The sequence below is a fragment of the Pseudarthrobacter sp. YAF2 genome, from assembly GCF_052113345.1.
Classification (GTDB): domain Bacteria; phylum Actinomycetota; class Actinomycetes; order Actinomycetales; family Micrococcaceae; genus Arthrobacter.
On record NZ_JBFRDA010000019.1, the window covers coordinates 36,669 to 62,146 of the forward strand.

Annotated in this window: 24 protein-coding genes and 1 pseudogene; 14 read left to right on the plus strand and 11 right to left on the minus strand. The window is 63.9% G+C overall.

Annotation, left to right across the window (positions count from 1 at the left end):
* Positions 1–20: 20 nt before the first annotated feature.
* Entirely contained in the window at positions 21–1,973 is a 1,953-nt protein-coding gene (locus AB4Y79_RS18085) for a M13 family metallopeptidase (RefSeq protein WP_441864743.1), read from the minus strand.
* A 253-nt stretch (positions 1,974–2,226) separates the two neighbouring features.
* Between AB4Y79_RS18085 and leuA the strand changes: the two genes are divergently transcribed.
* The 3 genes from leuA to AB4Y79_RS18100 all read left to right on the plus strand — a co-directional run bounded on the left by leuA (position 2,227) and on the right by AB4Y79_RS18100 (position 5,658).
* Complete coding sequence (gene leuA / locus AB4Y79_RS18090) at positions 2,227–3,966, plus strand: 2-isopropylmalate synthase (RefSeq protein WP_441864746.1); 1,740 nt, start codon at positions 2,227–2,229, stop codon at positions 3,964–3,966.
* Between the two features lie 85 nt (positions 3,967–4,051).
* Positions 4,052–4,804, plus strand: a complete 753-nt coding sequence (gene recO, locus AB4Y79_RS18095) for a DNA repair protein RecO (RefSeq protein ID WP_441864749.1) — start codon at positions 4,052–4,054, stop codon at positions 4,802–4,804.
* 2 nt (positions 4,805–4,806) lie between these two features.
* The gene (locus AB4Y79_RS18100) at positions 4,807–5,658 is read left to right on the plus strand and encodes an isoprenyl transferase (protein WP_441864751.1); all 852 of its coding nucleotides are present in this window, start codon (positions 4,807–4,809) and stop codon (positions 5,656–5,658) included.
* Here AB4Y79_RS18100 and AB4Y79_RS18105 read toward each other — a convergent pair.
* A complete protein-coding gene (locus AB4Y79_RS18105; protein ID WP_441864754.1) occupies positions 5,649–6,608 on the minus strand; it encodes an alpha/beta hydrolase in 960 nt (319 codons plus the stop codon). The two genes, AB4Y79_RS18100 and AB4Y79_RS18105, sit on opposite strands and share 10 nt — an antisense overlap.
* 94 nt (positions 6,609–6,702) lie before the next feature.
* Here AB4Y79_RS18105 and AB4Y79_RS18110 point away from each other — a divergent pair, with 94 nt between their 5' ends.
* Positions 6,703–7,773 carry a quinone-dependent dihydroorotate dehydrogenase gene (locus AB4Y79_RS18110; RefSeq protein ID WP_441864757.1) on the plus strand — a complete coding sequence of 357 codons (1,071 nt, stop codon included), beginning with the start codon at positions 6,703–6,705 and terminating at the stop codon, positions 7,771–7,773.
* A gap of 70 nt (positions 7,774–7,843) precedes the next feature.
* On the opposite strand, the gene AB4Y79_RS18115 is transcribed toward AB4Y79_RS18110, so the two are convergent.
* Positions 7,844–8,446: a DUF3043 domain-containing protein gene (locus tag AB4Y79_RS18115; protein ID WP_441864760.1), complete on the minus strand. Its 603-nt coding sequence runs from the start codon at positions 8,444–8,446 to the stop codon at positions 7,844–7,846.
* A 93-nt stretch (positions 8,447–8,539) separates the two neighbouring features.
* On the opposite strand from AB4Y79_RS18115, the gene AB4Y79_RS18120 reads away from it, so the two are divergent.
* From AB4Y79_RS18120 to AB4Y79_RS18140, 5 genes are all read left to right on the plus strand, one after another.
* Entirely contained in the window at positions 8,540–10,039 is a 1,500-nt protein-coding gene (locus AB4Y79_RS18120) for a dipeptidase (protein WP_441864763.1), read from the plus strand.
* Between the two features lie 105 nt (positions 10,040–10,144).
* Complete coding sequence (locus AB4Y79_RS18125) at positions 10,145–10,534, plus strand: HesB/IscA family protein (protein ID WP_308930919.1); 390 nt, start codon at positions 10,145–10,147, stop codon at positions 10,532–10,534.
* 186 nt (positions 10,535–10,720) lie between these two features.
* Positions 10,721–11,593, plus strand: coding sequence for an aa3-type cytochrome oxidase subunit II (ctaC, locus tag AB4Y79_RS18130; protein ID WP_441864766.1), 873 nt, complete (start codon positions 10,721–10,723; stop codon positions 11,591–11,593).
* A 10-nt stretch (positions 11,594–11,603) separates the two neighbouring features.
* Complete coding sequence (ctaD, locus tag AB4Y79_RS18135) at positions 11,604–13,331, plus strand: aa3-type cytochrome oxidase subunit I (RefSeq protein WP_441864769.1); 1,728 nt, start codon at positions 11,604–11,606, stop codon at positions 13,329–13,331.
* Positions 13,328–13,729: a cytochrome c oxidase subunit 4 gene (locus AB4Y79_RS18140; RefSeq protein WP_441864772.1), complete on the plus strand. Its 402-nt coding sequence runs from the start codon at positions 13,328–13,330 to the stop codon at positions 13,727–13,729. The genes ctaD and AB4Y79_RS18140 overlap by 4 nt, the downstream gene beginning before the upstream one ends.
* A 78-nt stretch (positions 13,730–13,807) precedes the next feature.
* On the opposite strand, the pseudogene AB4Y79_RS18145 reads toward AB4Y79_RS18140, so the two are convergent.
* A pseudogene (locus AB4Y79_RS18145) lies at positions 13,808–13,918 on the minus strand (HPr family phosphocarrier protein); the annotation flags it as partial.
* 161 nt (positions 13,919–14,079) lie between these two features.
* Here AB4Y79_RS18145 and AB4Y79_RS18150 point away from each other — a divergent pair.
* Positions 14,080–14,850: a GntR family transcriptional regulator gene (locus tag AB4Y79_RS18150; protein WP_441864774.1), complete on the plus strand. Its 771-nt coding sequence runs from the start codon at positions 14,080–14,082 to the stop codon at positions 14,848–14,850.
* Positions 14,851–14,963: 113 nt separating this feature from the next.
* On the opposite strand, the gene qcrB is transcribed toward AB4Y79_RS18150, so the two are convergent.
* From qcrB to ctaE, 4 genes are all read right to left on the minus strand, one after another.
* The gene (gene qcrB / locus AB4Y79_RS18155) at positions 14,964–16,634 is read right to left on the minus strand and encodes a cytochrome bc1 complex cytochrome b subunit (RefSeq protein WP_441864776.1); all 1,671 of its coding nucleotides are present in this window, start codon (positions 16,632–16,634) and stop codon (positions 14,964–14,966) included.
* Positions 16,612–17,682 carry a cytochrome bc1 complex Rieske iron-sulfur subunit gene (gene qcrA / locus AB4Y79_RS18160; protein ID WP_441864778.1) on the minus strand — a complete coding sequence of 357 codons (1,071 nt, stop codon included), beginning with the start codon at positions 17,680–17,682 and terminating at the stop codon, positions 16,612–16,614. The genes qcrB and qcrA overlap by 23 nt, the downstream gene beginning before the upstream one ends.
* A gap of 99 nt (positions 17,683–17,781) precedes the next feature.
* A complete protein-coding gene (qcrC, locus tag AB4Y79_RS18165; protein ID WP_441864781.1) occupies positions 17,782–18,570 on the minus strand; it encodes a cytochrome bc1 complex diheme cytochrome c subunit in 789 nt (262 codons plus the stop codon).
* Between the two features lie 86 nt (positions 18,571–18,656).
* Positions 18,657–19,295: an aa3-type cytochrome oxidase subunit III gene (ctaE, locus tag AB4Y79_RS18170; RefSeq protein ID WP_196803315.1), complete on the minus strand. Its 639-nt coding sequence runs from the start codon at positions 19,293–19,295 to the stop codon at positions 18,657–18,659.
* A 148-nt stretch (positions 19,296–19,443) separates the two neighbouring features.
* Between ctaE and trpD the strand changes: the two genes are divergently transcribed.
* Positions 19,444–20,499 (plus strand): anthranilate phosphoribosyltransferase, encoded by a 1,056-nt coding sequence (trpD, locus tag AB4Y79_RS18175; protein WP_441864783.1) that lies wholly within the window; start codon positions 19,444–19,446, stop codon positions 20,497–20,499.
* Between the two features lie 6 nt (positions 20,500–20,505).
* On the opposite strand, the gene AB4Y79_RS18180 is transcribed toward trpD, so the two are convergent.
* Complete coding sequence (locus AB4Y79_RS18180) at positions 20,506–20,787, minus strand: Lrp/AsnC family transcriptional regulator (protein ID WP_018761366.1); 282 nt, start codon at positions 20,785–20,787, stop codon at positions 20,506–20,508.
* A 132-nt stretch (positions 20,788–20,919) separates the two neighbouring features.
* Positions 20,920–21,321, minus strand: coding sequence for a DUF3054 domain-containing protein (locus tag AB4Y79_RS18185; protein WP_441864787.1), 402 nt, complete (start codon positions 21,319–21,321; stop codon positions 20,920–20,922).
* A 607-nt stretch (positions 21,322–21,928) separates the two neighbouring features.
* Here AB4Y79_RS18185 and AB4Y79_RS18190 point away from each other — a divergent pair.
* From AB4Y79_RS18190 to AB4Y79_RS18200, 3 genes are read left to right on the plus strand one after another with little or no spacing between them, the layout of a single operon-like run.
* Complete coding sequence (locus AB4Y79_RS18190) at positions 21,929–23,158, plus strand: type III polyketide synthase (protein ID WP_441864789.1); 1,230 nt, start codon at positions 21,929–21,931, stop codon at positions 23,156–23,158.
* A 13-nt stretch (positions 23,159–23,171) separates the two neighbouring features.
* The gene (locus AB4Y79_RS18195) at positions 23,172–23,867 is read left to right on the plus strand and encodes a class I SAM-dependent methyltransferase (protein ID WP_441864791.1); all 696 of its coding nucleotides are present in this window, start codon (positions 23,172–23,174) and stop codon (positions 23,865–23,867) included.
* A complete protein-coding gene (locus AB4Y79_RS18200; protein ID WP_441864793.1) occupies positions 23,860–25,017 on the plus strand; it encodes an FAD-dependent oxidoreductase in 1,158 nt (385 codons plus the stop codon). Before AB4Y79_RS18195 ends, AB4Y79_RS18200 begins: the two co-directional genes overlap by 8 nt.
* Positions 25,018–25,041: 24 nt before the next feature.
* Here AB4Y79_RS18200 and AB4Y79_RS18205 read toward each other — a convergent pair whose 3' ends face one another.
* The gene (locus AB4Y79_RS18205) at positions 25,042–25,452 is read right to left on the minus strand and encodes a nuclear transport factor 2 family protein (protein ID WP_441864796.1); all 411 of its coding nucleotides are present in this window, start codon (positions 25,450–25,452) and stop codon (positions 25,042–25,044) included.
* Positions 25,453–25,478 lie beyond the last annotated feature (26 nt).

The window sequence follows — 25,478 nt, forward strand, 5'->3', positions numbered from 1 at the left end:
CCCGAATTATTGCTTGGACGCTACCAGATGCTGACGCGTTCGGCGGCGGGCATCCACATGCCGTCCGCCTCCGTCACGTCGAATGCCTCATGGAATGAATCAAGGTTCTTCGCAATGGCGTTGGTGCGGAACTCGTTGGGGGAGTGCGGGTCCGTTGCCAAGCGCCGGATGGCCTCCTCCTGCCGGATCACCTGGCGCCAACCGGCGGCCCAGGACGCGAAGAAGCGTTGTTGCCCGGTCAGGCCGTCCAGGACTTCGGGTTCTTTGCCGTCCAGGCTGATCAGGTATGCCTTGTAGGCGATGGTGAGGCCTGCGAGGTCGCCGATGTTCTCGCCCAGCGTGAGCCGGCCGTTGACGTGGTGCCCCGGCGCGGCGGTGGGTGACAAGGCGTCATACTGCGCCACGAGGCGGGCCGTCAGGGCCTCGAAAGCCTGCCGGTCCTGGTCGGTCCACCAGTTGCGGAGCGCCCCACTGCCATCGAACTGAGAGCCCTGGTCATCGAAGCCGTGGCCAATCTCGTGTCCGATCACAGCACCGATGCCGCCGTAGTTGACGGCGTCGTTGGCGTCGGCCGTAAAGAACGGCGGCTGCAGGATGGCTGCGGGGAACACAATTTCGTTCATCATGGGGTGGTAGTAGGCGTTGACCGTCTGCGGTGTCATCAGCCACTTGTTGCGGTCCACCGGTTTGCCCACCTCGTCCAGGTGCCGGTCGACGTCGGCGTTATGGGCGCGCTCCACGTTGCCCAGCAGGTCATCGGGCCTGATCTCCACGGCAGAGTAGTCGATCCACTCGTCCGGGTAGCCGATCTTGGCACGGAAGGCAGCAAGCTTGCGGAGGGCCTCGGCTTTGGTGTCTTCGCCCATCCAGTCAACGTCGTTGATGCTCCGGCGGTAGGCCTCGGTGAGGTTCGCCACCAGGGTCTGCATCCGGGCCTTATGGGTTTCGGGGAAGTGCCGCGCCACGTAGATCTGGCCCACCGCCTCACCCAGCCCGGACTCCACTACGGCCACGCCCCGCTTCCAGCGGTCCTTGTTGCGCGGTGTGCCGCTGATGGTGGTGCCGTAAAAGGCGAAGTTGGCGTCCACGAACTCCGAGGACAGGTACGGCGCGGCAGCGCTGACGACCCGCATCGCCAGCCACTCCTGCCACGTGGACAACGGCACTTCGTCCAGGAGCGCAGCGGCCCCCGCAAAGAAGTCAGGGGTGCTCACTACGATCTCGGCGCGCTTGGCAGGCTCAATGCCGGCTGCCTCGAACCAGGTGGCCAGGAGCGGGAAGAGCGCAGCGGCTTCATCTGCCGTCTTCAGGTTGTAGGTCTTTTGCGGATCCCGGAGGGTGACGTTGTCCCAGTGGTGCGCCGCAAGTTTCGTTTCCAGCTGGACCACCCGGGCAGCGGCACCGTTCGGATCAGGCACTCCGGCCAGCTCGAAGATCTTCTCCACGTGGCCCGTGTATGCCGAAACGATGGGGGCGAACTTTTCTTCGCGGTAGTACGACTCGTCGGGCAGGCCCAGGCCGCCCTGGCCCGTGTAGAGCAGGACCCGGTCCGGATTTCCCGCATCCGGTGCAGGGTAGATGTAGAAGAGCCCGCCGACGTCGGCGCGGAAAAGCCGGCCCGCCAGCGCAATGAATTCTTCGGCTGATCCGGTGGCAAAAACCTCAGCCAGCCGGCCCCTGACCGGTTCCATGCCCTTGCCATCAACTGTCGCCTCGTCCATGAAGCTGTTGTAGAGGTCGCCAATCTTCCGCTCGATTCCCGTTGCGTCCGCCCCTTTGGCTGCCGCTTCTTCGATGATGTCCCGGACGGCGATCTCTGACCCGTCGCGGAGGGCGGTGAACGTACCTTCCAGGGGCCGGTCGTCGGGAATCTCGGTGGCTTTCAGCCAGGCACCGTTCACGTGTTGGTAAAGGTCATCCTGCGGCCGGACTGTGTGATCAATGGTGGACAGATCGATCCCCGAAATGGGCACTGAAACTCCTTTTTGCTGCGACGCCGCTGCCGGGCGAACACCGGAGGCGTCTGCATGCTGGACTTTACGGACGGTAGTGCCCTTTCATCTTACGCACCCGTGTTACCCTCAAAGAGTGCGTGCAGAGCTCCTTCTCCTTAGCTGCCGCGGCGAGGCCACAGACGCTATCTAGCGCACGGCCCACCCTCGCTGCGGAGTTTGTGTTGCCCGGCCACCCTTTCACTGAAGATCGATAGAAAAGGCCACGAACGTCATGCGTAACGCACAAAAGCCCTCAGGAATGCCTGCCCACCGGTACACCCCTTTCCAGGACCAGATCAAGGTCGAACTGCCGGACCGCACCTGGCCGGACAAGGTGATCACCAAGGCCCCGCGCTGGTGCGCAGTCGATCTCCGCGATGGCAACCAGGCCCTGATCGATCCCATGAGCCCGGCCCGCAAGATGAAGATGTTCGACCTGCTGGTCCGCATGGGCTACAAGGAAATCGAGGTCGGTTTCCCGTCCGCCTCCCAGACGGACTTCGATTTCGTCCGCCAGCTCATCGAGGGCAACCATATTCCGGACGACGTCACCATCCAGGTACTGACCCAGGCCCGGGAACACCTGATCGAACGGACCTACGAATCCTTGGTGGGCGCCAAGCAGGCGATCGTCCACCTCTACAACTCCACCTCAGTGCTGCAGCGCCGCGTCGTTTTCAACCAGGACGAGGACGGCATCCTGGACATCGCACTCCAGGGCGCCCGGCTGTGCAAGAAGTACGAGGAAACGCTCGCGGACACGCACGTCACCTACGAGTACTCCCCGGAATCCTTCACGGGGACCGAACTGGAGTACGCGGTGCGGGTTTGCAACGCCGTCGCCGATGTCTTCGAAGCCTCCGCAGACCGCCAGGTGATCATCAACCTCCCCGCCACGGTGGAAATGGCCACGCCGAATGTCTATGCCGACTCCATCGAGTGGATGAGCCGCCACCTGCACCCCCGCGAGGGCATCATCCTGTCCCTGCATCCGCATAACGACCGCGGCACCGGTGTTGCAGCCGCTGAGCTTGGGTACATGGCCGGCGCAGACCGTATCGAGGGCTGCCTCTTCGGCAACGGTGAACGCACCGGCAACGTGGACCTGGTTACCCTGGGCCTGAACCTGTTCGTCCAGGGAATCGACCCCATGATTGATTTCTCCAACATCGACGACGTCCGCCGGACCGTGGAGTACTGCAACCAGTTGCCCGTCCCGGAGCGTTCGCCCTACGGCGGCGATCTGGTCTTCACCGCGTTCTCCGGGTCCCACCAGGATGCCATCAAGAAGGGCTTCGAAGCCCTCGAGCGGGATGCCGCTGCAGCCGGCAAAGCCGTGGACGACTTCACCTGGCAGGTACCGTACCTGCCGGTGGACCCCAAGGACCTGGGCCGCAGTTATGAAGCCGTGATCCGCGTCAACTCCCAGTCCGGCAAGGGCGGCGTGGCCTACCTGCTCAAGAATGAGCACAGCCTGGACTTGCCGCGCCGCGCCCAGATCGAGTTCTCCGGCGTCATCCAGCGCCGCACCGACACCGTCGGCGGCGAGGTCAGCGGTGCGCAGCTCTGGCAGATCTTCCAGGACGAGTACCTGCCCTCCGGCCAGGCTGAGGGGCAGTGGGGGCGCTACTCGCTGGGTGCCGTCAAGACAGAAACAGGCGACGACGGCGGCATGACGCTGCACGCCTCGCTCACCATTGATGGCTCCCAGGTCCGGCGCACCGGCACCGGCAACGGTCCGATCGCCGCCCTGTTGAACATCCTGCATGAAGACGGCGTGGATGTCCGGGTGCTGGACTACAGCGAACACGCACTGTCCGAAGGCGGCAACGCCATGGCCGCCGCATACGTTGAGTGTGCTGTGGGGGAGCGGGTCCTGTGGGGTGCCGGCATCGACGCCAACACCAGCATGTCATCGCTCAAGGCCGTTATTTCGGCCGTCAACCGCGCTATCCGCGACGCCCAGGCCTGAAACCCGAGATGTTGTGCCGCCGGTTCCGCCGGCGGCACAACCGCGTCCTGGCGACGTACCGCCGGGCAGGATGGGAAGATAGAGCGTGGTCCAACAGTCTTTTGCCTCCCGGGCGTACCGGGACGACGCCGTAGTGCTGCGCACCCACAAGCTGGGCGAGGCTGACAGGATCATCACGCTGCTGACCAAGCATCACGGCCAGGTCCGCGCCGTGGCAAAGGGCGTACGCCGCACCAGCAGCCGGTTCGGTGCCCGGCTTGAACCGTTCATGGTGGCCGACCTCCAGCTGGTGTCCGGCCGGACGCTGGATATCGTCACCCAGGCGGTGGCAAAGGGTGCCTACGGCGGCAGCATCGCCGCGGACTACGGCCGGTATACGGTAGCCGCCGCCATGACGGAGACGGCGGAAAAGCTGACGGACGTCGACGGCGAAGCCGGAACGGCGCAGTACAACCTGCTGGTGGGTGCCCTGGCCGCGTTGAGCCGGGATGAACATGCCGCCGGCCTGATCCTGGATTCCTACCTCCTGCGAGCGTTGTCCACCGGCGGATGGGCCCCGAGCTTCACTGACTGTGCCCGCTGCGGCGCGACGGGACCGCATTCAGCATTTTCGTCGCCCCTTGGCGGCATGGTTTGTGCCCAGTGCAGGCCCCCCGGTTCCCCTGCCCCGGCGCCCGAAACCGTCAGGCTCCTGGCCGCCCTGCTGACCGGGGACTGGACGACGGCGGACGCATCGTTGGCCCCGCACCGCAAGGAAGCTGCGGGCCTGGTGGCGGCGTACCTGCAGTGGCACTTGGAACGAGTCCTGAAATCCCTCAAACACGTGGAGCGTACCTGACAGTGGCCCTGGGTAAAAAGAACAATGCAGCCCGCAGGCGTACCCATCCTGTAGCGGCGCCCTACCCGCATCCTTCCGGCGAGGTGGCGCCCTCCATCCCGGCCGAGTTCATTCCCCGGCACGTCGCTATTGTGATGGATGGCAATGGCCGCTGGGCCAACCAGCGGGGCCTCCCACGGATTGAGGGGCACAAAGCGGGGGAGCCGGCCCTCCTCGATGTCATGGCGGGTGCCATCGAACTCGGGATCGAGTACGTGAGCGTTTACGCGTTCTCTACGGAGAACTGGCGCAGGTCTCCGGAGGAAGTCCGCTTCCTGATGGGATTTAACAAGGATGTGCTGCGAAGGCAACGGAACCAGCTGGACGACTGGGGCGTGAGGATCCGGTGGGCCGGACGGAGGCCCCGGCTGTGGGGTTCGGTGATCCGCGAATTGGAGGAAGCCGAGGAGTTCACAGCGGCCAACAGCACCTGTAATTTGACCATGTGTGTTAATTACGGCGGACGGGCTGAGATCACCGACGCAGTTTCGGCGATTGCCGCGGATGTGGCCGCGGGCAGGTTGAAGCCCGGTGCCATCACCGAACGGACCATCCAGAAGTACCTCGATGAGCCGGACCTTCCCGACGTGGACCTCTTCCTGCGCAGTTCGGGCGAGCAGAGGCTGTCCAACTTCCTGCTCTGGCAGTCCGCATACGCCGAATTCGTCTTCATGGACACGCTCTGGCCGGACGTGGACCGGCGCACCCTGTGGGCCGCCGTCGAGGAATATGCCAGCCGGGACCGCCGCTACGGCGGGGCTGTGGATGCGGCCGCCGCACCGGCGGAGTCAAAGGCGGAGCAGCCTCACCCGTAAGCCCGCAGCCAGCGGGCCAGCCGTGCGTAGGCGTCTGTCCGGATTGCCTTGGGGGAGAGGAAGACGTCGTGCAGGGCGCCATCAATCCGTTCCACGGTCACCGTGCTCCCCAGAGTCAGGGCGCGGGCGCCGATGATCGACACATCCAGGACGGCATCGGTCCGCCGCATGTCCTCCGACCAGAAGAGCCCGTTCGCGCTGCCCTTGGACAGCAGCACCAGGATGGGCGCCTGGATCCCCAGGCCGCGGGCCACCCGGGCGTGGCCGGCGAGCACGGCCCTCAGCCAGCCGGCACGTACCGGGAAAGCCATGCGTGGACGGTACCGCTCGTCAAGCGACCACTCGCCGTCGGCGGCGCTGCTGATGGTGCGCCAGTAGTGGCCCCGCTGTGGAAGGCGGAGCACCGCCTGGGGCCGGAAGCGGGCCACCGGACGAACCATGCCTGACGCGGCGCGGCGCACCAGTGCGCTCCCGTGCATCTCCAGCCATGGGCTGTTGAGGATCAGTTGGGACACGGCCTCTGGATGGCGGCTGGTCCACAGTGCTGCCACCAGCCCGCCGGTGGAGTGCCCCATCAAAGCCACCGGCCCTGGCGCGCCGGCAAGTTCTATGAGGCGGCACGCCTCCTGGATTTCCGCGTCATAGGCGGCGAGGTCGCCAACGTAGCCGCCAGGGAACTCCGGCCGCAGGCTCCGCCCGTGGTTGTGCATGTCCAGCGCATAGAAGTCGTATCCGGCCCCTGCCCAGAAACGTGCCAGGTCCGCGTTGAAGAAGTAGTCGCTCCAGCCATGAAGGAACAGCACTGCACGGCGGCGGCCGGCCGGAACGTTCACAGCCCCGGTCGGCCGGAGCCGGACCAGGGTTGCCGTCCGCTCCACGCCGTCGGCCCCGGTGGCCACAAAGGAACAGAACTCAAAGTCCCCGCCCAGGATGTCCTGCTGCCACTGCATGCCCTCATGCTAATCCGGGCGCCACCGGTATGTTGCCCGATCAAGGCGCTTCTCCGTTTTGGTGTGGGACGCCACCAGACGGGAAACTGGAGGCATGCGCGTTTATCCCACTTTCTTCAAGCTGGCCTTTTCATGGATGGACGCCGAGCGCGCCCACAAGATCGGATTCAAGGGGATCCGGCTCGCGCATGCCACGGGCGCGGGGAGGATCCTGCAGAAGCTGACCGCTCCGGCGCCCTCGCTGCGGACCACCGCCTTCGGCGTTACCTTTCCCTCGCCCTTTGGGCTGGCTGCGGGCTTCGACAAAGAAGGGCTCGGCATCGAGGCCCTCAGCGAGCTTGGATTCGGCCACGTGGAGGTGGGCACCATCACCGGCCAGGCCCAGCCCGGCAATGACAAGCCGCGGCTTTTTCGCCTGGTCCAGGACAGGGCAGTGATCAACCGGATGGGTTTCAACAACGACGGCGCCGCAACCGTCGCGCCTCGGCTCAAGGCCGCCCGCGCAGCACTTCAGCGCCGGTACCCGGAAGTCCGGCCGGTCATCGGCGTCAACATCGGCAAGACCAAGGTGGTGGAGCTGGCCGACGCCGCGGACGACTACCTGGTCAGCGCCCGGAGCCTGGCCCCTGCCGCTGACTATCTGGTGGTGAACGTCAGTTCCCCCAATACTCCGGGGCTTCGGCTGCTCCAGGACGTCGAGACGCTCCGCCCGCTCCTGGTTGCCGTGGGGCAGGAAGCCGACCGGTCCGCCGGACGGCATGTGCCGCTGCTGGTGAAGATCGCCCCTGACCTGAGCGATGAGGACATCGACGACGTTGCGCGGCTGGCGTTGGACCTGAAGCTGGACGGCATTATCGCCACCAATACAACGATCGCCAGGACGGGGCTCTCCTCGGCTGCCGGCGATGTGGAAAAGTGCGGAGCCGGCGGACTGTCCGGAGCTCCCCTGAAGCAACGCTCACTGGAGGTCTTGAAGCGGCTCAAACAGGCCACAGGTGATGCGCTGACCCTGGTGTCAGTCGGTGGTGTGGAGTCCGCCAGGGACGTACAGGACAGGCTCGACGCCGGGGCCACCCTGGTGCAGGGCTACACCGCGTTCCTGTACGAGGGTCCGTTCTGGGCCGCGCGGATCAACAAGCAGCTGGCGAAGAACCGCCGCCGCTGACCTGCACTTAAAGCAGGAACCCCGGCGGTCATCCCGCCGGGGTTCCTGCTTTCAAAATGGTCTCTGCGTGTCAGGAGGGATACTGTCCGCGGCCAACCTGGGGTTTGGGCAGCCGCAGTTTGCGGAACTGCAGGGAGCGCATGGAGCCGTACCAAACGGTCCCGCCCTCCACTTCGCCGAACTTCTGTGCCAGGCCCTTGCGGAGTTTGCGGGAGAGGATGAAGACGTCAACGAAGACGGCCAGGAACATCACCCAGAACGCGCCGAGCACGTAGATCATCATGTCGCTGGAGGCCGGAACCATCAAGGACACGAGGACAAACAGCAGCGCGCCGAACATCAGGTATTCGCCGAGATTGAAGCGTGCGTCCACATAGTCCCGCGCAAAGCGCTTTTGCGGTCCCTTGTCACGCAGCGGCAGGAACTTCTCGTCGCCGGTGTCCAGCGCCCGGCGCATCTTCAACCGCTGGTCCTGCACCGCCTGGCGTTCGGCGGCCTTGGATGCCTTGCGGTCCTCAGGCACCAGCGGACGCTTACGGGCAGCTTCCTGGGCCTTCCGGGTGGGGGTAGGGGCACCCTTGCCCACCGCGCTGTTCTGCCGGGCCTCTGCTTCCGCTGCCTGCTGGTCTACTGTTTCCTGCGCCGAGGGCGCTTCTTTTCTACGTCCGAACACCTGACCAGAATACCTTGCGGGAGGCAGCCCGCTGCCTGCCGGGGTGGCCGCCGGCGGCCGGCGGGCGAATGTGACGGGGGTAATGTTTTGGCCATGACTTCATCACCTGCGGCGACCCCGCACACCACTACAGGTACACCAGGTCAGGGCCCTGACATTGCCGCCGGGACGGAAGATCTCCGTTCGGCGGTAGACCGTTCCTTCGACCAGACGCTGGCCCGGCTCAAGGATCTGGTGGCCATCCCGGGCATTGCGTGGCCGAGCTTTGATCGAACCCCGCTCGAACGCAGCGCGGACGCCGTCGCCGAACTCCTCCGCGGAGCAGGACTGCCCGAGGTCCGGGTCCTGGCCGTCAACAAGGAGGACGGCACGCCCGGCGGACCCGCCGTCGTGGGCCGCCGCCCTGCCGCGGCAGGCAAGCCGACCATCCTGCTCTACGCCCACCACGACGTCCAGCCTGTCGGCGACGAATCCCTGTGGGAGACCGCGCCGTTTATCGCCGTCGAGAAGGACGGCCGGCTCTACGGGCGCGGCGCCGCCGATGACAAGGCCGGCATCATGGCGCACGTTGCAGCCTATGCCGCCGTCTCCGAGGTCCTTTCCGACTCCCTCGGGCTCGGCGTGACCTTCTTCATCGAGGGCGAAGAGGAAGCCGGTTCACCAACGTTCCGTTCCTTCCTCGAGGCAAACCGCGAACTGCTGCGCGCTGACGTCATCGTCGTTGCGGACTCCAGCAACTGGAAAGTCGGGACCCCGGCCCTGACCACCAGCCTGCGCGGACTGGTTGACGGCGTCATCGAGGTACAGGTCCTCGAGCACGCGGTGCATTCGGGCATGTTCGGCGGCCCCGTGCTCGACGCACCCACCCTGCTGTCCCGCCTGATTGCAACCCTCCACGACGACGACGGGAACGTCGCCATCGAAGGGCTCGTCGCCACCGACACCGCCGCCGTCGAAATGCCGGAGGCCGACTACCGGGCCGATGCATCGGTTCTGGACGGCGTTCGCCTGGCCGGCACCGGCAGCATCGCCTCACGGCTGTGGACCAAGCCCGCATTGTCGATTATCGGGTTCGACGCCCCGGCCGTGGATGTTGCCTCAAACACCCTTCTTCCACGCGCGCGGGCCAAGTTCAGCCTGCGTCTGGCGCCAGGGCAGGTGCCGGCAGAAGCCATGGAAGCGGTACGCCGGCACGTCGAAGCGAACGCCCCGTTCGGCGCGAAGGTGGTCTTCACGCCGGGGGAGGCCGGGAATCCCTTCCGGACCGACACCTCTTCCGCCGCTGCCTCGTTGGCCATGTGGGCCCTGGGGGAGGCCTGGGGTGTTCCGGCCGTCGAAACCGGAATCGGCGGTTCGATCCCGTTCATCGCCGACCTGACAGAGGTATATCCCGACGTGCAGATCCTGGTGACCGGGGTAGAGGACCCCGATTCCCGCGCCCACAGCGCGAATGAATCCCTGCATATCGGGGACTTCCGCAATGCCATCCTGGCCGAATCGCTGATGCTGGCCAGGCTCAACAGCGACGGCCTGGCGCAGGAAGACGCTCCCGGGGAACAACCGGCAGGTTTTGACGGTTACGCCAGGAGTTAGAGCTACAGGACTGCCGCGCGTAGCATGTAGCTATAGCCCATACCGTATCCGTAGGGGCAGGCGTCGTTAGGCGGCGCCGCCAGACCGTCCTAAGAAGGTAGGCCAATGAGCACCGCAACCAACGAAAACAGCACCGCGACCCCCGCTGCGGCCAGTGATGAACTGCCCGTTCACGAGGTTGACCTGACCGACGTCGCTGCAGGCAAGGTACGCAGCCTCCTCGAGCAGGAAGGCCGCACGGACTTGCGGCTCCGCGTGGCTGTGCAGCCCGGCGGCTGCTCAGGGCTGATTTACCAGCTCTACTTCGACGAGCGGCTCCTCGACGGCGACGCCGTGCGCGACTTCGACGGAGTCGAGGTCGTCGTGGACAAGATGAGCGTTCCGTACCTCAGCGGCGCCAGCATCGACTTCGAGGACACCATCTCGAAGCAGGGGTTCACCATCGACAATCCGAACGCCGGAGGCTCCTGCGCCTGCGGTGATTCGTTCCACTAACCCGGTTATTTCGCCCGATGTCCGCGCCGAGTTTCCCGCCGTCCAGAACGGCACGGAGGCTCGGCGCCGACATGTGGGCGAAACGCCCGGCAGAGCGGTAAGCTCTACACCGAGTAGTAAAACTTTTAGTGTGCCCGGAGCGCCCATGGCAGCCCGGACAACAGCAACAAGTAGGAAGGGCCGTCTGTGAGTTCGCAGAACCGAACCGGCAGCCGACGCAAAACGATCACAACGATCTCAAGCTTGGCTATTGCCGGCGCGTTGGTTTTGACCGGATGTTCGCCAGAGGTAGAGAAAGGGTGGATGCCCACTGAACGTGGCACCACCAGCAACACCGACCGCATCATGGACCTCTGGGTCAACTCATGGATTGCTGCGCTCGTGGTGGGCACCATTACCTGGGGCCTGATCATCTGGTGCCTGGTGGCCTACCGCCGCCGCAAGGGGACCGTTGGCTTCCCGCGGCAGACCAGCTTCAACCTTCCCCTCGAGGTCTTCTACCTCACCATCCCGATCTTTATGGTCCTGGTGTTCTTCTACTTCACCGACCGAGACCAGCAGGCGATCGATGACCGTTCGCAGCCTGCCGACGTCGTCGTTGACGTCCGCGGCAAGCAGTGGGCGTGGGACTTCAACTACAAGTCCGGCGACGTGATCCAGGAAGACCTCCACGAGGCCGGCGTCCAGGCCCACCTGACCGGCAACAACATCGACATGGAAAAACTCCCCACGCTGTACCTGCCGGTCAACAAGTCTGTTGACCTCGAGCTCAATTCCCGTGATGTCATCCACTCCTTCTGGGTTCCCGCCTTCCTGCAGAAGCGCGACATGATCCCGGGCAAGACCAACTACATCCGGTTCACCCCCACTAAAGAGGGCACCTACGACGGCAAGTGTGCCGAACTCTGCGGCGAGTACCACTCCGAAATGCTGTTCCGCGTCAAGGTGGTGTCGGAATCCGAATTCCGGGCACACATGGACCAGCTCAAGGCTGAAGGCAACACCGGCCTGCTTGGTGCTGAGTACGACCGCAACCCGAACCTGAACGAAACCAAGTAAGGGGAGCGACGTGGCTACGTACACCCAATCCGCACCCGCGGGAGCCCTGTCGGCTCCTGTGGTACCAAAGTCCAAGGGGCGCATTGTCGTCAACTGGATCACCTCCACAGACCACAAAACCATCGGGTACATGTACCTGATTGCATCGTTTGTGTTCTTCTGCCTCGGCGGCGTGATGGCGCTGCTGATCCGCGCCGAGCTGTTCGAGCCCGGCATGCAGATCCTGCAGACCAAGGAACAGTACAACCAGCTGTTCACCATGCACGGAACCGTCATGCTCCTGATGTTCGCCACCCCGCTCTTCGCCGGGTTTGCCAACGTGATCATGCCGCTGCAGATCGGTGCCCCTGACGTCGCGTTCCCTCGCTTGAACGCCCTGGCGTTCTGGTTCTTCCTTTTCGGCTCCACCATCGCGGTGTCGGGCTTCATCACCCCGCAGGGCGCTGCTTCGTTTGGCTGGTTCGCCTACGCGCCGCTCTCGGACACCACGTTTACCCCGGGCATCGGCGGTGACCTGTGGGTCTTCGGCCTGGCACTGTCCGGCTTCGGCACCATCCTCGGTGCGGTCAACTTCATCACCACCATCATCTGCATGCGTGCCCCGGGCATGACCATGTGGCGGATGCCGATCTTCACCTGGAACACGCTGATCACGGCGATCCTGGTACTCATGGCCTTCCCGCCGCTGGCGGCAGCCCTCTTCGCCCTGGGCGCGGACCGGAAGTTCGGTGCCCACATCTTCGATCCCGCGAACGGCGGCGCCGTCCTCTGGCAGCACTTGTTCTGGTTCTTCGGCCACCCTGAGGTTTACATCATCGCGCTGCCGTTCTTCGGCATCGTCTCGGAGATCTTCCCGGTCTTCAGCCGCAAGCCGATCTTCGGTTACAAGGGACTGGTTTACGCCACCATCGCCATTGCGGCCCTCTCGGTGACCGTCTGGGCCCACCACATGTACGTCACGGGCGCTGTCCTGCTTCCGTTCTTCTCGTTCATGACGATGCTCATCGCGGTGCCCACCGGTGTGAAGTTCTTCAACTGGATCGGCACCATGTGGCGGGGTTCGCTGACATTCGAAACCCCCATGTTGTGGAGCATCGGCTTCCTCATCACGTTCCTCTTCGGCGGCCTGACCGGCATCATCCTGGCCTCCCCGCCGCTGGACTTCCACGTTTCGGACTCGTACTTCGTGGTGGCGCACTTCCACTACGTGGTGTTCGGCACTGTCGTGTTTGCAATGTTTGCCGGATTCTACTTCTGGTGGCCCAAGTGGACCGGCAAGATGCTCAACGAACGCCTGGGCAAGATCCACTTCTGGCTGCTGTTCCTGGGCTTCCACGGAACATTCCTGATCCAGCACTGGCTCGGCGTTATGGGTATGCCCCGCCGCTACGCCGACTACCTGCCCGAGGACAATTTCACCTGGATGAACCAGTTCTCCACCGTGGCCTCGTTTGTGCTCGGCGCCTCGCTCATTCCGTTCTTCTGGAACGTCTACATCACGTGGCGGAGTGCTGAAAGGGTCCAGGTGGATGACCCGTGGGGCTTCGGTGCTTCGCTGGAGTGGGCCACGTCCTGCCCGCCGCCGCGCCACAACTTCACGTCCCTGCCCCGGATCCGTTCGGAACGTCCTGCGCTGGACCTGCACCACCCGGAACTCCGCCAGGTACACACCGTTGATTCGCCTGCCCCCGCAGCCGCAGTGCTCGGCAACGCTGACCAGAAGGACACCGCACAGTGAAAATCGAATCCTGGATCTTTGGCTCTGGAGTCTTCTTCTTCGTTCCCGTCGCCCTGGTCTACGGTTTCCTGACCCACTGGAGCGAGTGGGTAGGCATCCTGGGCATTCTGCTCGTCGGCGGCCTGGCAGGCATGATCGGCGCCTACCTCGGATTCACCGGCAAGCGGGTCGGACTGCGGCCTGAAGACCGCAGCGACGCCGAAATCCATGAAGGCGCCGGCGAGCAGGGACACTTCAGTCCCTGGAGCTGGTGGCCCCTGGTTCTCGGCATTGCCTGCGCTACCGGATTCCTGGGCTTGGCAATGGGATTCTGGATCGTCTTCATCGCCGGAGGCATCGCCGTTGTGGCACTCGTCGGCTGGGTCTACGAGTACAGCCGCGGTGACCACGCGCACTAAGAAACTAGAGCAATAACGACGTCGGGCCCCACCTAAGGTGGGGCCCGACGTCGTTATTTCCTCTAAACGCGTTTGGGCCTTCCTGATGGTCAGGGGAAGCCCCGTGTCCGTAACAGCTCGGACGAATAGAGCGGCAGAGCGTGCGTGCAGGCCCTGAGGCGCTGTCACCACGGCCTTCAGTGTTGGCAAAGGAGACTCCTTCGTCACGACGGCCCCATCCGTCTTTGGGCAAAATTTCCAGACCAAATATATCGGGCCCGCGCGCCTGGGCACTAAAACGAGCAACGGTCACCCGCTGGTCTAGACCGTCCTAAAATTGAAGAGGACAACAAACGGCAGGAAGAGGAACCATGGCAGCTGGCGCCACCGCCATCACCGGCGAAATAGACCGCACCAACGGCACCGCGATCTATGTTCAGCTTCGTGAGATCCTTCGGGCCTACATTGCAGAATCCTGCCTTCCAGGTTCGGCACTTCCGTCCGAGCGTGACCTGGCCGAGCGTTTCGGGCTTGCGAGGATGACTGTCCGGCAGGCCATTGATGCCCTGGTGGGGGAGGAGGTGATCGAACGCGTTGTGGGATTGGGAACCTTCGTTCGCCGGCCGAAGCTTGACCTGCAGGTCAAGCTGACGTCCTACAGCGAAGAGATGCAACGCCGCGGCATGGTCCCGGCGGCAAAGGTGCTCAGCTTCGAACAGATAGGAGCCAGCGCCTTCCTGGCCCGCGAACTGCAGTTGGACGAGGGAACCCCCCTGGTCCGCTTCCGCCGTCTGCTTCTGGCCGACGGTGAGCCAATGAGCGTGGACGAGAACTTCATTCCGGCGCATCGGGTCCCGGGCCTTCTTGACCACGAACCCCCCACATCGCTGTACAACGTCCTCAGCGAGCAGTTCGGCCTGGTGATGGAGTGGGGCGAGGACATGATCGAGGCCACGGCTGCATCACCCTCCACAGCGCGGTTGCTGAACGTCGAGGTTGGGGCGCCGTTGCTGAAGATCCAGCGGCACGCTTTCGTAGCCCGCGCAATGGTGGACTACTCCGTCTCTTATTACCGCGCGGACCGTTACAAGCTATGGGTTCCCCTGCAGCGCCCTGGTGCCCGTAGAGCACGCAACCACTGAAGCATTCGGCAGGCCGCACCTAACCTCCGGCACTACCACGGGGCGTGAAAGCTGCAAACGCAGGTAGGGCCCGATCCATGTTGGATCGGGCCCTTCCTGTCAGCTCACGGTGACTAGTGCGTCAAGCTCTTTGTTCCCTCTGCAGCTTCAACAGCCTCGTGGCCGTGGCCGTGTGCTGCTTCCAGCTCTGCAGGGGTTGCCGGCGCAACGCGGTCCTCGAAGAACCACCGGGACAGCATGGCGCGCCGCTTTTCCTTGCGGGTTACCACGCCGTGCTCGTTGGGCACAGCCGCCTGGACCTGGGGTGATTCGAAGCCAACCAGCTTGTAGCGCTTGTATTCGTCCAGCGGTGCATGCACCTCAATGAACTCACCGTGCGGAAGCCGTACGATCCGGCCGGTTTCGCGGCCGTGGAGGGCGATTTCGCGGTCCTTCCGCTGCAAGGCAAGGGCCACGCGCTTGGTAACAACGAACGCGATGATCGGGCCGACGAAGAACAACGCGCGCAACCAGTAAGTGACGTCGTTCAGGGAGACACCGAAGTGGGTTGCGATGAGGTCGGAACCTGCAGCTGCCCACATGACGCAGTACCAGACGAAACCGGCCATGCCGATGGCGGTACGGGTCGGAGCGTTCCTCGGACGGTCCAGGACGTGGTGCTCGCGGTCGTCCTTGGTCACCCAGCGTTCGATCCACGGGTAGGTGAACATCACGGTGAACAGGATTCCGGCCGGTACCAGTGCAGGCAACAGGACGTTGAAGGTGAAGACGTGACCGAAGAAGATCTGCTCAACGTGCCAGTTGCCGAGCGTTCCGGGCATGAGCCGGAGGGCGCCGTCAACGAACCCGATGTACCAGTCAGGCTGAGTGCCTGCGGATACGGGGGAGGGATCGTAAGGACCGTAGTTCCAGATGGGGTTGATGGTGAAGAACGCCGCCATCAGCGCGATCACGCCGAAGACGATGAAGAAGAATCCACCGGCCTTGGCGGCGTAGACAGGACCCAGCGGGTAGCCGACGACGTTGTTGTCGTTGCGGCCGGGGCCCGGGTACTGGGTGTGCTTGTGGACGACAACCATGAAGAGGTGCATGACGATCATCAGCAGGATCAGTGCCGGCACCAGCAGGATGTGCAGCATGTACAGGCGGCTGATGATGGCCGTACCCGGGAACTCTCCACCGAAGAGGAAGAACGAGATGTACGTGCCGATTACCGGGATGGACTTGATCACGCCATCGATGATCCGCAGGCCGTTGCCGGAGAGCAGGTCGTCGGGAAGTGAGTAACCGGTGAAGCCTGCGGCCATGGCCAGGATGAGCAGGACGCAGCCGACAACCCAGTTCATTTCACGCGGGCGGCGGAACGCGCCGGTGAAGAAGACCCTCAGCATGTGCACAGCCACGGACGCCACGAACAGCAGGGCTGCCCAGTGGTGGACCTGGCGCATGAAGAGGCCGCCGCGGACATCGAAGGAGATGTTCAATGACGAGCTGTACGCCACGGACATTTCCACGCCCTTCAGGGGCACGTAGGAACCGTCGTAGTGGGTCTCCGCCATGGACGGGTCGAAGAAGAACGTCAGGAAGGTTCCGGACAGCAGCAGGATGACGAAGGAGTACAACGCCACTTCGCCGAACATGAATGACCAGTGATCGGGGAAGACCTTGCGGCCAAACTCGCGGAGGATCCCGGAACCGCCGACGCGCGAGTCGACGAAGTCGGTGATCCGGCCTGTCTTGGTTTTGGCGACGAAAGCCGGCTCAGCTGTTGATGCTGCGCTCATGCGAATCACGCTCCCAGTAACTTGGTCCTACGGGTTCATGGAAGTCGCTGGTAGCGACGAGGTAGCCCTCGTCATCAACTGCGATGGGCAGCTGGGGGAGAGGACGGCTGGCGGGGCCGAAGATCACCTTGCACTCTTGGGTGAGGTCGAAGGTGGACTGGTGGCACGGGCACAGCAGGTGGTGCGTCTGCTGCTCGTAGAGGGCAACAGGGCAGCCGACGTGGGTGCAGATCTTCGAGTAGGCAACGATGCCGTTGTAACCCCACTCTTCGCGGCCCTTGGAGGGGTTCAGCGATGCGGGATCGAGGCGCATCAGGAGCACAACGGACTTGGCCTTCTCGTTGAGTTTGCCTTCGCTGAGTTCGTTGAGTCCCTCGGGGATGACGTGGAACGCCGAGCCGATGGTGACATCCGAGGCCTTGATGGGGGTTCCGTCGGGGTCGCGGGTCAGGCGCTTGCGCTTGCCGTCCTGGGGCGCCCACATGGTGTGTGCGAGCTTCTCGTCAGGACGGGGTCCGAGGTCGCCGAAGATGGCGATGGCGGGAAGCGGAGCGAGAGCCACGGCACCCAGGAGGGTGTTGCGGATCAGCGGGCGGCGCTTGATGCCGGTCTCTTCAACGATGTCGTCAACGATGCGGACGGCAGCCTGCCGGTCCTCTTCGTAACGGATCGCGTGGCGCTCTTCGGAGACTTCGTGGTCGGGCATCAGGGCCTTGGCCCAGTGCACGATGCCGGTTCCGATACCCAGCATGGCAAAGGCCGTGCCGACGCCAAGCAGGGCGTTCTGGAGCCGGATGGTGGCGATGCTGGAGTCGTCACCCAGATCGATGGCAAAGTACGCCACCAGGAAGATCAGGGTGCCAACAACAGAAATGCCAAACAGTAAGGCGACCTGCCGTTCTGCCCGCTTTGCGGCTCTCGGGTCCGTGTCAGCCAGGCGCAAACGATGCGGGGGAATTCCAGGATCCTGGAACTTCTCCACCTCATTCTGACCAGCCGTAGCTACGGTGCCCGAGTGGTTCGGACTGCCGTCACTATGGTTGCCCATAATTCGCCTCATCCTTCTCTCGTCCCGGCAAGCGCCGGGTTAGTTTCTAATTTCAAGCTGCTGACAGGGCAGCAGAAGTTTTGTAGGTCCTGCAGGAAGTCAGGAAGTCCTGGAGGTCAGCCAGATGGTGAAGGCGATGATGACGCCCAGACCGGCAACCCACACGAACAGGCCTTCCGCAACCGGGCCAAGGGAACCCAGGTCGGCGCCGCCCGGGGAACCGGTGGACTCGATCTGCTTCAGGAAGGTAATGATGTCCTTCTTGCCTTCGGGGGTGATGTTGGCGTCGTTGAACACCGGCATGTTCTGCGGGCCCGTGACCATGGCCTCGTAGATGTGCTTGCCGGTTACATCGGCCAGAGCGGGAGCGAACTTGCCGCGTGTCAGGGCGCCACCGGCAGCGGCGGCGTTGTGGCACATGGCGCAGTTGGTACGGAACAGCTCTCCACCGGCTGCGGCGTCGCCGCCACCATTTGTCAGGTCGTCTGCAGGAATTGCCGGGCCGGCTCCCAGGGAAGCGACGTAGGCTGCAAGCTGTGAGGTCTGCTCTTCATTGAACTGAGCGGGCTTCTTCATGGCCTGGGGGCCGTTCATCTGCATCGGCATGCGTCCGGTGCCCACCTGGAAGTCAACGGCAGCTGCGCCGACACCCACCAGTGAGGGGCCGTCCTTGGAACCGCTGGCACCCATGCCGTGGCAGGTGGCGCAGTTCGCTGCAAAGAGCTTGCCGCCCTCTTCGACGTCGCTTGCGCTTGCCGTGCTGGTGCTCGCCTTGGCCTCATTCATGGTGGTTGCCACTGCGTACAGCCCACCAGTGATGAGGAGCCCCATCAGGAGCAGCGCTATTGCTGCAAGTGGGTGACGCCGCTTTTGTGAGAGTGCCTTCACGTGGTGGTTCCTTTATTCGATCCTGCGCCGGCTCCGGGAGCCGCTACCTGAAATTCTGCCTCTTGTAGAAAAAGAATCAAAGCTGGCTACTTGAGTACGTAGATGACCAGGAAGAGGCCGATCCACACGACGTCAACGAAGTGCCAGTAATAAGAGGTGACGATTGCGGACGTTGCTTCGAAATGTCCGAACTTCTTCGCGGCGAAGGACCGGCCCATGATGAGCAGGAAGGCAATCAGGCCGCCGATGACGTGCAGGCCGTGGAAGCCTGTAGTCATGTAGAAGGCCGAGCCATAGGCGTTGGAGGAGAGCGAGACGTGCTCGGAAACCAGCATCGCGTACTCGGTGGTCTGGCCGGCAACGAAGAACGCGCCCATAAGGAACGTCAGGGTGAACCATTCGTTCATTCCCCAGCGGGCGAACTGCAGGGCTCCACCGGCACGGCGGGGTTGCAGCCGCTCAGCGGCGAACACGCCCATCTGGCAAGTGAAGGAACTGGCCACGAGGACGATCGTGTTTACGAGCGCAAAGGGGAAGTTGAGCTTGGCTGTCTCTTCCGCCCACATCTGACCGCTCGTGGAGCGCAGGGTGAAGTACATGGCAAAGAGACCGGCGAAGAACATCAACTCGCTGGACAGCCACACTACGGTTCCAACGGAAACCATATTCGGGCGGTTCAGCGTGGGGTGCGCCGGGGTACTGGGGGCATGGGTCGCAGATGTCACATAGACATTATGTCTGCAAAAGTCCGTGCTGCCCAACGCAAACCGCCTTTTCGGGGGACTTTTTCTACAAAGACGCGAATTCGCCCCGAAAAGTTCCCGCCGACGTTCACATTGGTCAGCGCGTACCATCGCTCGATAGCATCAGCAGGTGACTTCACAGGCATCTGCAGCGTCCGGCAACACCTGGCCCCGGCTCATCTCGGCGCTGATCAAGGGCGCCGATCTTACGGCAGACAACACGTCCTGGGCCATGGACACCATCATGTCCGGCGAAGCGACGCCGACCCAGATCGCCGGTTTCCTCGTGGCACTCAGCGCCAAGGGCGAGACGGTGGACGAGCTGTCCGGCCTTGTAGAGGCAATGCTGGCCCACGCCAACCCGGTGGCGATCTCCGGGGAAAAGCTCGACATTGTCGGCACCGGTGGTGACCAACTTAACACTGTGAACATCTCGACGATGGCTGCCTTGGTCGCGGCCGGCGCCGGCGCCAAAGTGGTAAAGCACGGCAACCGGGCGGCGTCGTCGTCGTCCGGATCTGCGGACGTGCTGGAGGCGCTGGGGGTCCGGCTTGACCTGTCTATTGACCGTGTGGCGCGCAACGCCGAGGAAGCTGGCATCACCTTCTGCTTTGCCCAGGTTTTTCACCCGTCATTCCGCCACACCGCAGTTCCCCGGCGTGAGCTGGCCATTCCCACCGCGTTCAACTTCCTGGGGCCCCTGACGAATCCCGCCAACGTGCAGGCGTCGGCCGTCGGCGTTGCGAATGCCCGGATGGCGCCGCTGGTGGCAGGCGTCCTGGCGCGCCGGGGGAGCAGAGGATTGGTGTTCCGGGGCAACGACGGGCTCGATGAGCTGACCACGACGGGCCCCTCGACCGTATGGGAAATCCGCGACGGCGCTGTCAGCGAACTTCATTTCTCACCCGAGGACCTTGGCATCAACCTGGCCACGGTGGAACAGCTCCGGGGGGGAGACGCCACCGTAAACGCCGGTGTTGTGCGCGATGTGCTCGCCGGGAAGCAAGGGCCGGCCCGGGATGCTGTCCTGGTCAATGCCGCCGCCGGCCTCGTCGCCTTTGACATCGACGCCGAGGGGCCGTTCCTGACGCGGATGCAGAGGGCTTTCGTCCGGGCGGCCGACTCGATTGATTCGGGTGCAGCCGCTGCGGTGCTGGACCGCTGGGTCTCGCTGTCCCGCGCGTAGGTCTGCTTACTGTTCGAAGCCGAGCGAGAAGGCGGCGTCCAGGTCGTGCTGCGAGTAAGCGCGGAAGGCAATATGGGTGGTTGTGTGGACCACCGCGGGCACCTTGGAGAGCTTGTCGGCGATGACGTCTGCCAGGTCCTCGTGCCGGGGCACCCTTGCCACGGCGATCAGGTCCCATTCCCCGGTGACGGAGTACACCTCACTAATGCCTTCAATGGCCGATATTTCCTCGGCCGTCTCTGGAATGCGTGCGGCGTCAGTCTTGATCAGAACAAATGCGGTGACCACGTTTGAGCCCTTTCAATCAGTTCCGCCGCAGCAAAGCCCGGCAGCCGTTTCTCTGCTGCCAGCCTATTACACGGGCGGCCATCTTCCGGATGCGTTCCACGGCCGGGATACGTCCGGGATGTGGCAGATCCTTTAGCTGCGACGAAAGCGTGCCAGGCCGACGAACAGCAGCCGGTAGCCCACGAGGAAGACTGCCAGGGCCAACGTGGCCACGATGATGAAAGGAATGACAACCGTCTGGGCGGTCAACGCACGGAGGACCATTCCACCAATCAGGCTGCCAAGCCATACCGGCACGCCGGCCCGGAGTACCGATAGGGGACTCCGCCATGCCCGTGCAGCCATCCAGCCCACGGCCGCGCCGGCGAGGAAGGGCCAGGCCGTGAGCAAGACACCCAGGACCGGTTCCTCCCGGTGGTGAGCATCCCGTCCAATCGCCGCAAACGCCAGGATGAGGATGATATCGGCTGCAGCGGCCGCCATGACGGTTCGAGCCGAAACTGACGTTGCCGGCTTCGTTTTCAGGGGATTCATGGCTTTCAGTTTAGCCGTCCGCGGTGTGGAGGCCGGACGGTAGCCGGGTGGGGAAGGCCGGGGGAGTGGCATGTTTGGGAGGCCTCCCGAAAGTGGGTCCCGGCGTTGGCTTCTGGAAAAGGCGGGATCCGACGGCAAACTATGTACTGCGGGCGTTTACTGCACGCGTGTGCCAAATTTCCAAGGGCAGGTTTCGGGGTTGCAGTAGTCTCGGCAGGGATCGACGTCACTGCCCTGAATCCGGAGAGATAGTGAACAAACCTTTGTGGATCTGCACGCTGGTCGGCGCCGCCATGGGATTCAGCCTGGGCTTGGCCCTGTTTCAGAGCCCTTTCTGGGGTTGCGCCGTTGGACTCGCGCTCGGAGGCGTGGTGGGAGCTTCCATACGGCGGCGCCACTAATCGGCCGTCCCGGTTGGGTCCCGGGAGAAGGCCTGGAAGAAAATGCCGCCGGGGTACTCTCAACGTTACTTGACATAATGTAGATTATCGGCGCTTTGGTCAGGCTTGGAAGCGGAGCCGCATACCAAGTCCAAACACCTGTGAATCCGCAGCTCAATCGGCATAAGCCCATTGTCTTTGGTCCAGCGCGCGTCAAGAATAAACCAATGACGGTCTACGTGCGTTCCTTGGAAACTGCAGTTCCGACGACAAAGCTGATCCAGTCCGAAGCCCGTGACGTCTTTGCGGCCCAGCCGGGATTGTCCCGTTTGGGTTCCCGGCTGGTGAACACCTGCTTTGACGGCGCAGCCATCGAGACGCGATTTACCGCAGTGCAGGAACTGACCAACACATCACGTTCGGGCAACCCCCAGTTCTACGACCAGGAATCCGGGCTCCTGCTGAACCCCAGCACCAAGGTCCGGAACGATATCTTCGCCCGCGAGGCCACAAAGCTCTTCGTCGAGGCGTCCCGCGCTGCCCTGGACGCCGTCCCGGAACTGGATTTACTTGACATAACTCATCTCATCACGGTTTCGTGCACGGGGTTTTTCAACCCTGGGCCGGACTACAAGGTGGTCCGCGAGCTTGGCCTGAACCCCGCTGTCCAGCGCTACCACCTGGGCTTCATGGGTTGCTACGCGGCCTTCCCCGCGCTCCGCGCCGCAAAGCTGTTCTGTGAGGCGGACCCCAATGCCGTTGTCCTGGTCGTGTGCGCCGAGCTTTGTTCCCTGCATGTGCGCACATCCAACGATCCCGACGCCATCATGGGCTCGGCCCTGTTTGCCGACGGTGCCGCCGCCGCCGTCGTCACCGCCCGGCACGGAACCGGGGAAACCGCACTGCTGAAGCTGGACCACTTCGAAACGGTGCTGACCCCTGTCGGCGAGGACTCGATGGCCTGGAACATCGGCGACAACGGGTTCGAAATGGTGCTCGGCAACTACGTTCCGCACATCATCGATGACCACATTGTGGGCGCCCTGGAGCCCCTCCTGGCACGGGAACCGGAACTTGCGGCACTCCCCTACACCTCCATCCCCCACTGGGCCATCCATCCGGGCGGCCGCAGCATCCTGGACAAAGTCCAGTCGCGGCTGGGCCTCACCGAGGAGCAACTGGTACCCGCACGCGGGATCCTTCGTAATTACGGCAACATGAGCAGCGCCACTGTCCTGTTCGTTCTGAAGCACATCCTGGAACAACCTCTGCGGGACGGGAGCAACGGGGGCGAGCGCGTCTGCTCCATGGCGTTTGGCCCGGGCCTGACCGTCGAAACAGGCCTGTTCACCAAGCTCCGGCAGGCAGTTTCGGGGCCTGATGAGCGCGCGGATGCAGCAACCTGTGACAGCCAGGCAGCCGCGCCGGCCGGCTCCGAAGAAGCAACAGTCGGCTGAACGGGACCGGTCAATGGAGTTCCTGCTGCGCCGCCGGGCTGCGGCCGCCACCGAGCAGATGGACCGCCCCGACTGCGACGACCGACTCCTGGACAACACCTACCGGCAGTTCGGCCTCATCAACAGGGTCCTGTCCGGGTGGCGGAGAATCTACGCGAAGGAGCTTCGGCCCATCGCTCCACCGCAGTCACGCCCGCTAACCATCCTGGACGTCGGCTGCGGCGGCGGTGACCTCGCCGTCTTGCTCTCCCGCTGGGCGGCCCGGGACGGGAAACCGATGCATATCACCGGGATTGACCCGGATCCCCGCGCAGCCCGATTCGCCCGGCAGCGTGCTGTGGCCTCCGGCGTGGACTTCCGGGAGGCCCACAGCAGCGACCTGGTCCGCGAGGGGACCCGGTTCGACGTCGTCATCTCCAACCATGTCCTCCACCACCTTGCGCCCGACGAACTTCGGCAACTGCTGGTCGATTCGGAGACCCTTGCGGGAACGAAATCGCTGCATAACGACCTCATCCGCAGCCCGGCAGCCTTCGCCCTTTTCAGTGTTGCCGCGCTGCCGTTCCGGCAGTCCTTCATCCGGGAGGACGGCCTGACATCCATCCGGCGCAGCTACAAGCCCGGCGAATTGTCCGCAGTCGCTCCCCCGGGCTGGTCCGTGGAACGGTCGTCAGCATTCCATCAAGTCCTCACCTGGCATCATGACTGAGTTGGACGCCGATGTTGTGATCGCCGGCGGCGGACCGGTTGGGCTGTACCTTGCCGCGGTCCTGCTCCAGGAAGGCGTCTCGGTCAGGGTGCTCGAACAACGCCAGACGCGGAACCAACACACCCGGGCCATCGGCATCCACCCACCGGCGCTGCAGGCACTTGCCCGGATCGGTGTGGCCTCGAGCATGGTTCGGGAGGGTGTCCGCATCCGTGAAGGCGTGGCCCTGAGCGGTGGAAGAACGGTGGGAAGCATGGCCTTCAGTGATGTGTCAGCCGACTTTCCCTTCGTCCTTGCACTTCCCCAATTCAGGACAGAGCAAATCCTGGAGGACCGCCTACGTATGTTGGACACCGACGCTCTGGTCAAGGGTGCGAACGTCACAGGGCTCACGGACGACGGCGGCCGGGTCACCGTGGCGTTTGAATCCAGGGAAGATTCCACGCACCGGCCGGCACTTGCCACGGCCGCGCTGCTGGTGGCCGCCGACGGTGCCCGGTCTGGACTCCGGGACGCCTTGGGTGTGCCTGCCTCTTGCAGGACGTACCCGGACCGCTACCTCATGGGGGATTTCGAGGACGGCAGTGACCTGGGAGACAAAGCTGCCCTGTTCCTCGAACGGCAGGGAATCGTGGAATCGTTTCCGCTCCCGGGCGGGATCCGCCGATGGGTGGTGCGCCTCAGCCGCCCGGCCTGCCCGGCAACGGCCTCCGACCTGGCCGCCTTAATTGGACAGCGGACCGGAATCGAGCCCGACCCGGCCACCAACTCCATGCTGAGCGCCTTCAGCGTCGGTTCGGTGATCGCCCGCCGCACGGTGGCCGGACGGACAATCCTGCTGGGCGACGCGGCCCACGAGATCAGTCCCATCGGCGGCCAAGGCATGAACCTGGGCTGGCTTGATGCCGAGGCCCTCGCCCCGCTGGTTTCAGCAGCCGTTGCCGGCGGCCCCGCAAACAGGCAATTCAGGGACTTCGAAATGGCCCGGCGAAGGGCGGCGGCCCGTGCCCGCCGGCAAGCCGAAATCAATATGGCGCTCGGCAGGCCCCTCCCGGCTCCGCTCCTTCGAATCCGTACGGCTGCACTTGGCGCGGCTGCCTCCATTCCGGCAGTGAACCAGTGGGCCGCCAGGCGGTTCACCATGCACTAAACCACCGGAGGGGCCGGGGTGTGGCTAACGGAAATAGCAGTCGTAGCTGTCCTGGCTGACAATGAGGCCGTCCTTCACCTCAAAGACGGACGAGGTCCTGGCCCGAATGGTTTCGCCACGGTCCCAGTACCGCAGATCCATCAGCACCGTAGCCGACCAATCGGCTTCCACAGCCACACGGCCGCCCTCGCATGTGGTCCGCCGGACCGCGAATTCCTGGTTTGCCACCACCTGGTGGCTCTGGTCGGCACCGGCAAGCACGCCCTCCAGCGTCCGGGTGGACCCCTCCGGTGCCAGCAGGTGCGGGGCCTCCGTCAAGACAAAACCCTCGGCAAGGAACGGACGGATCTCAGCGGCGCCACCGCCCGATTCGAGGATTCGGATAAATTCCAGGACGCGCTCCAGCGGCGATGCCAGCAATATCTCGTCAGCCATGCACCCGACCTTAGCCGAGGTTCCCG

Coding starts and splice junctions, on each gene's coding strand:
- leuA (WP_441864746.1), top strand. CDS start 2,227: ATGCGTAACGCACAAAAGCCCTCAGGAATGCCTGCCCACCGGTACACC.
- AB4Y79_RS18105 (WP_441864754.1), bottom strand. CDS start 6,608: ATGCAGTGGCAGCAGGACATCCTGGGCGGGGACTTTGAGTTCTGTTCC.
- AB4Y79_RS18110 (WP_441864757.1), top strand. CDS start 6,703: ATGCGCGTTTATCCCACTTTCTTCAAGCTGGCCTTTTCATGGATGGAC.
- AB4Y79_RS18120 (WP_441864763.1), top strand. CDS start 8,540: ATGACTTCATCACCTGCGGCGACCCCGCACACCACTACAGGTACACCA.
- AB4Y79_RS18125 (WP_308930919.1), top strand. CDS start 10,145: ATGAGCACCGCAACCAACGAAAACAGCACCGCGACCCCCGCTGCGGCC.
- AB4Y79_RS18150 (WP_441864774.1), top strand. CDS start 14,080: ATGGCAGCTGGCGCCACCGCCATCACCGGCGAAATAGACCGCACCAAC.
- qcrB (WP_441864776.1), bottom strand. CDS start 16,634: ATGAGCGCAGCATCAACAGCTGAGCCGGCTTTCGTCGCCAAAACCAAG.
- qcrA (WP_441864778.1), bottom strand. CDS start 17,682: ATGGGCAACCATAGTGACGGCAGTCCGAACCACTCGGGCACCGTAGCT.
- AB4Y79_RS18185 (WP_441864787.1), bottom strand. CDS start 21,321: ATGAATCCCCTGAAAACGAAGCCGGCAACGTCAGTTTCGGCTCGAACC.
- AB4Y79_RS18190 (WP_441864789.1), top strand. CDS start 21,929: ATGACGGTCTACGTGCGTTCCTTGGAAACTGCAGTTCCGACGACAAAG.
- AB4Y79_RS18195 (WP_441864791.1), top strand. CDS start 23,172: ATGGAGTTCCTGCTGCGCCGCCGGGCTGCGGCCGCCACCGAGCAGATG.
- AB4Y79_RS18200 (WP_441864793.1), top strand. CDS start 23,860: ATGACTGAGTTGGACGCCGATGTTGTGATCGCCGGCGGCGGACCGGTT.
- AB4Y79_RS18205 (WP_441864796.1), bottom strand. CDS start 25,452: ATGGCTGACGAGATATTGCTGGCATCGCCGCTGGAGCGCGTCCTGGAA.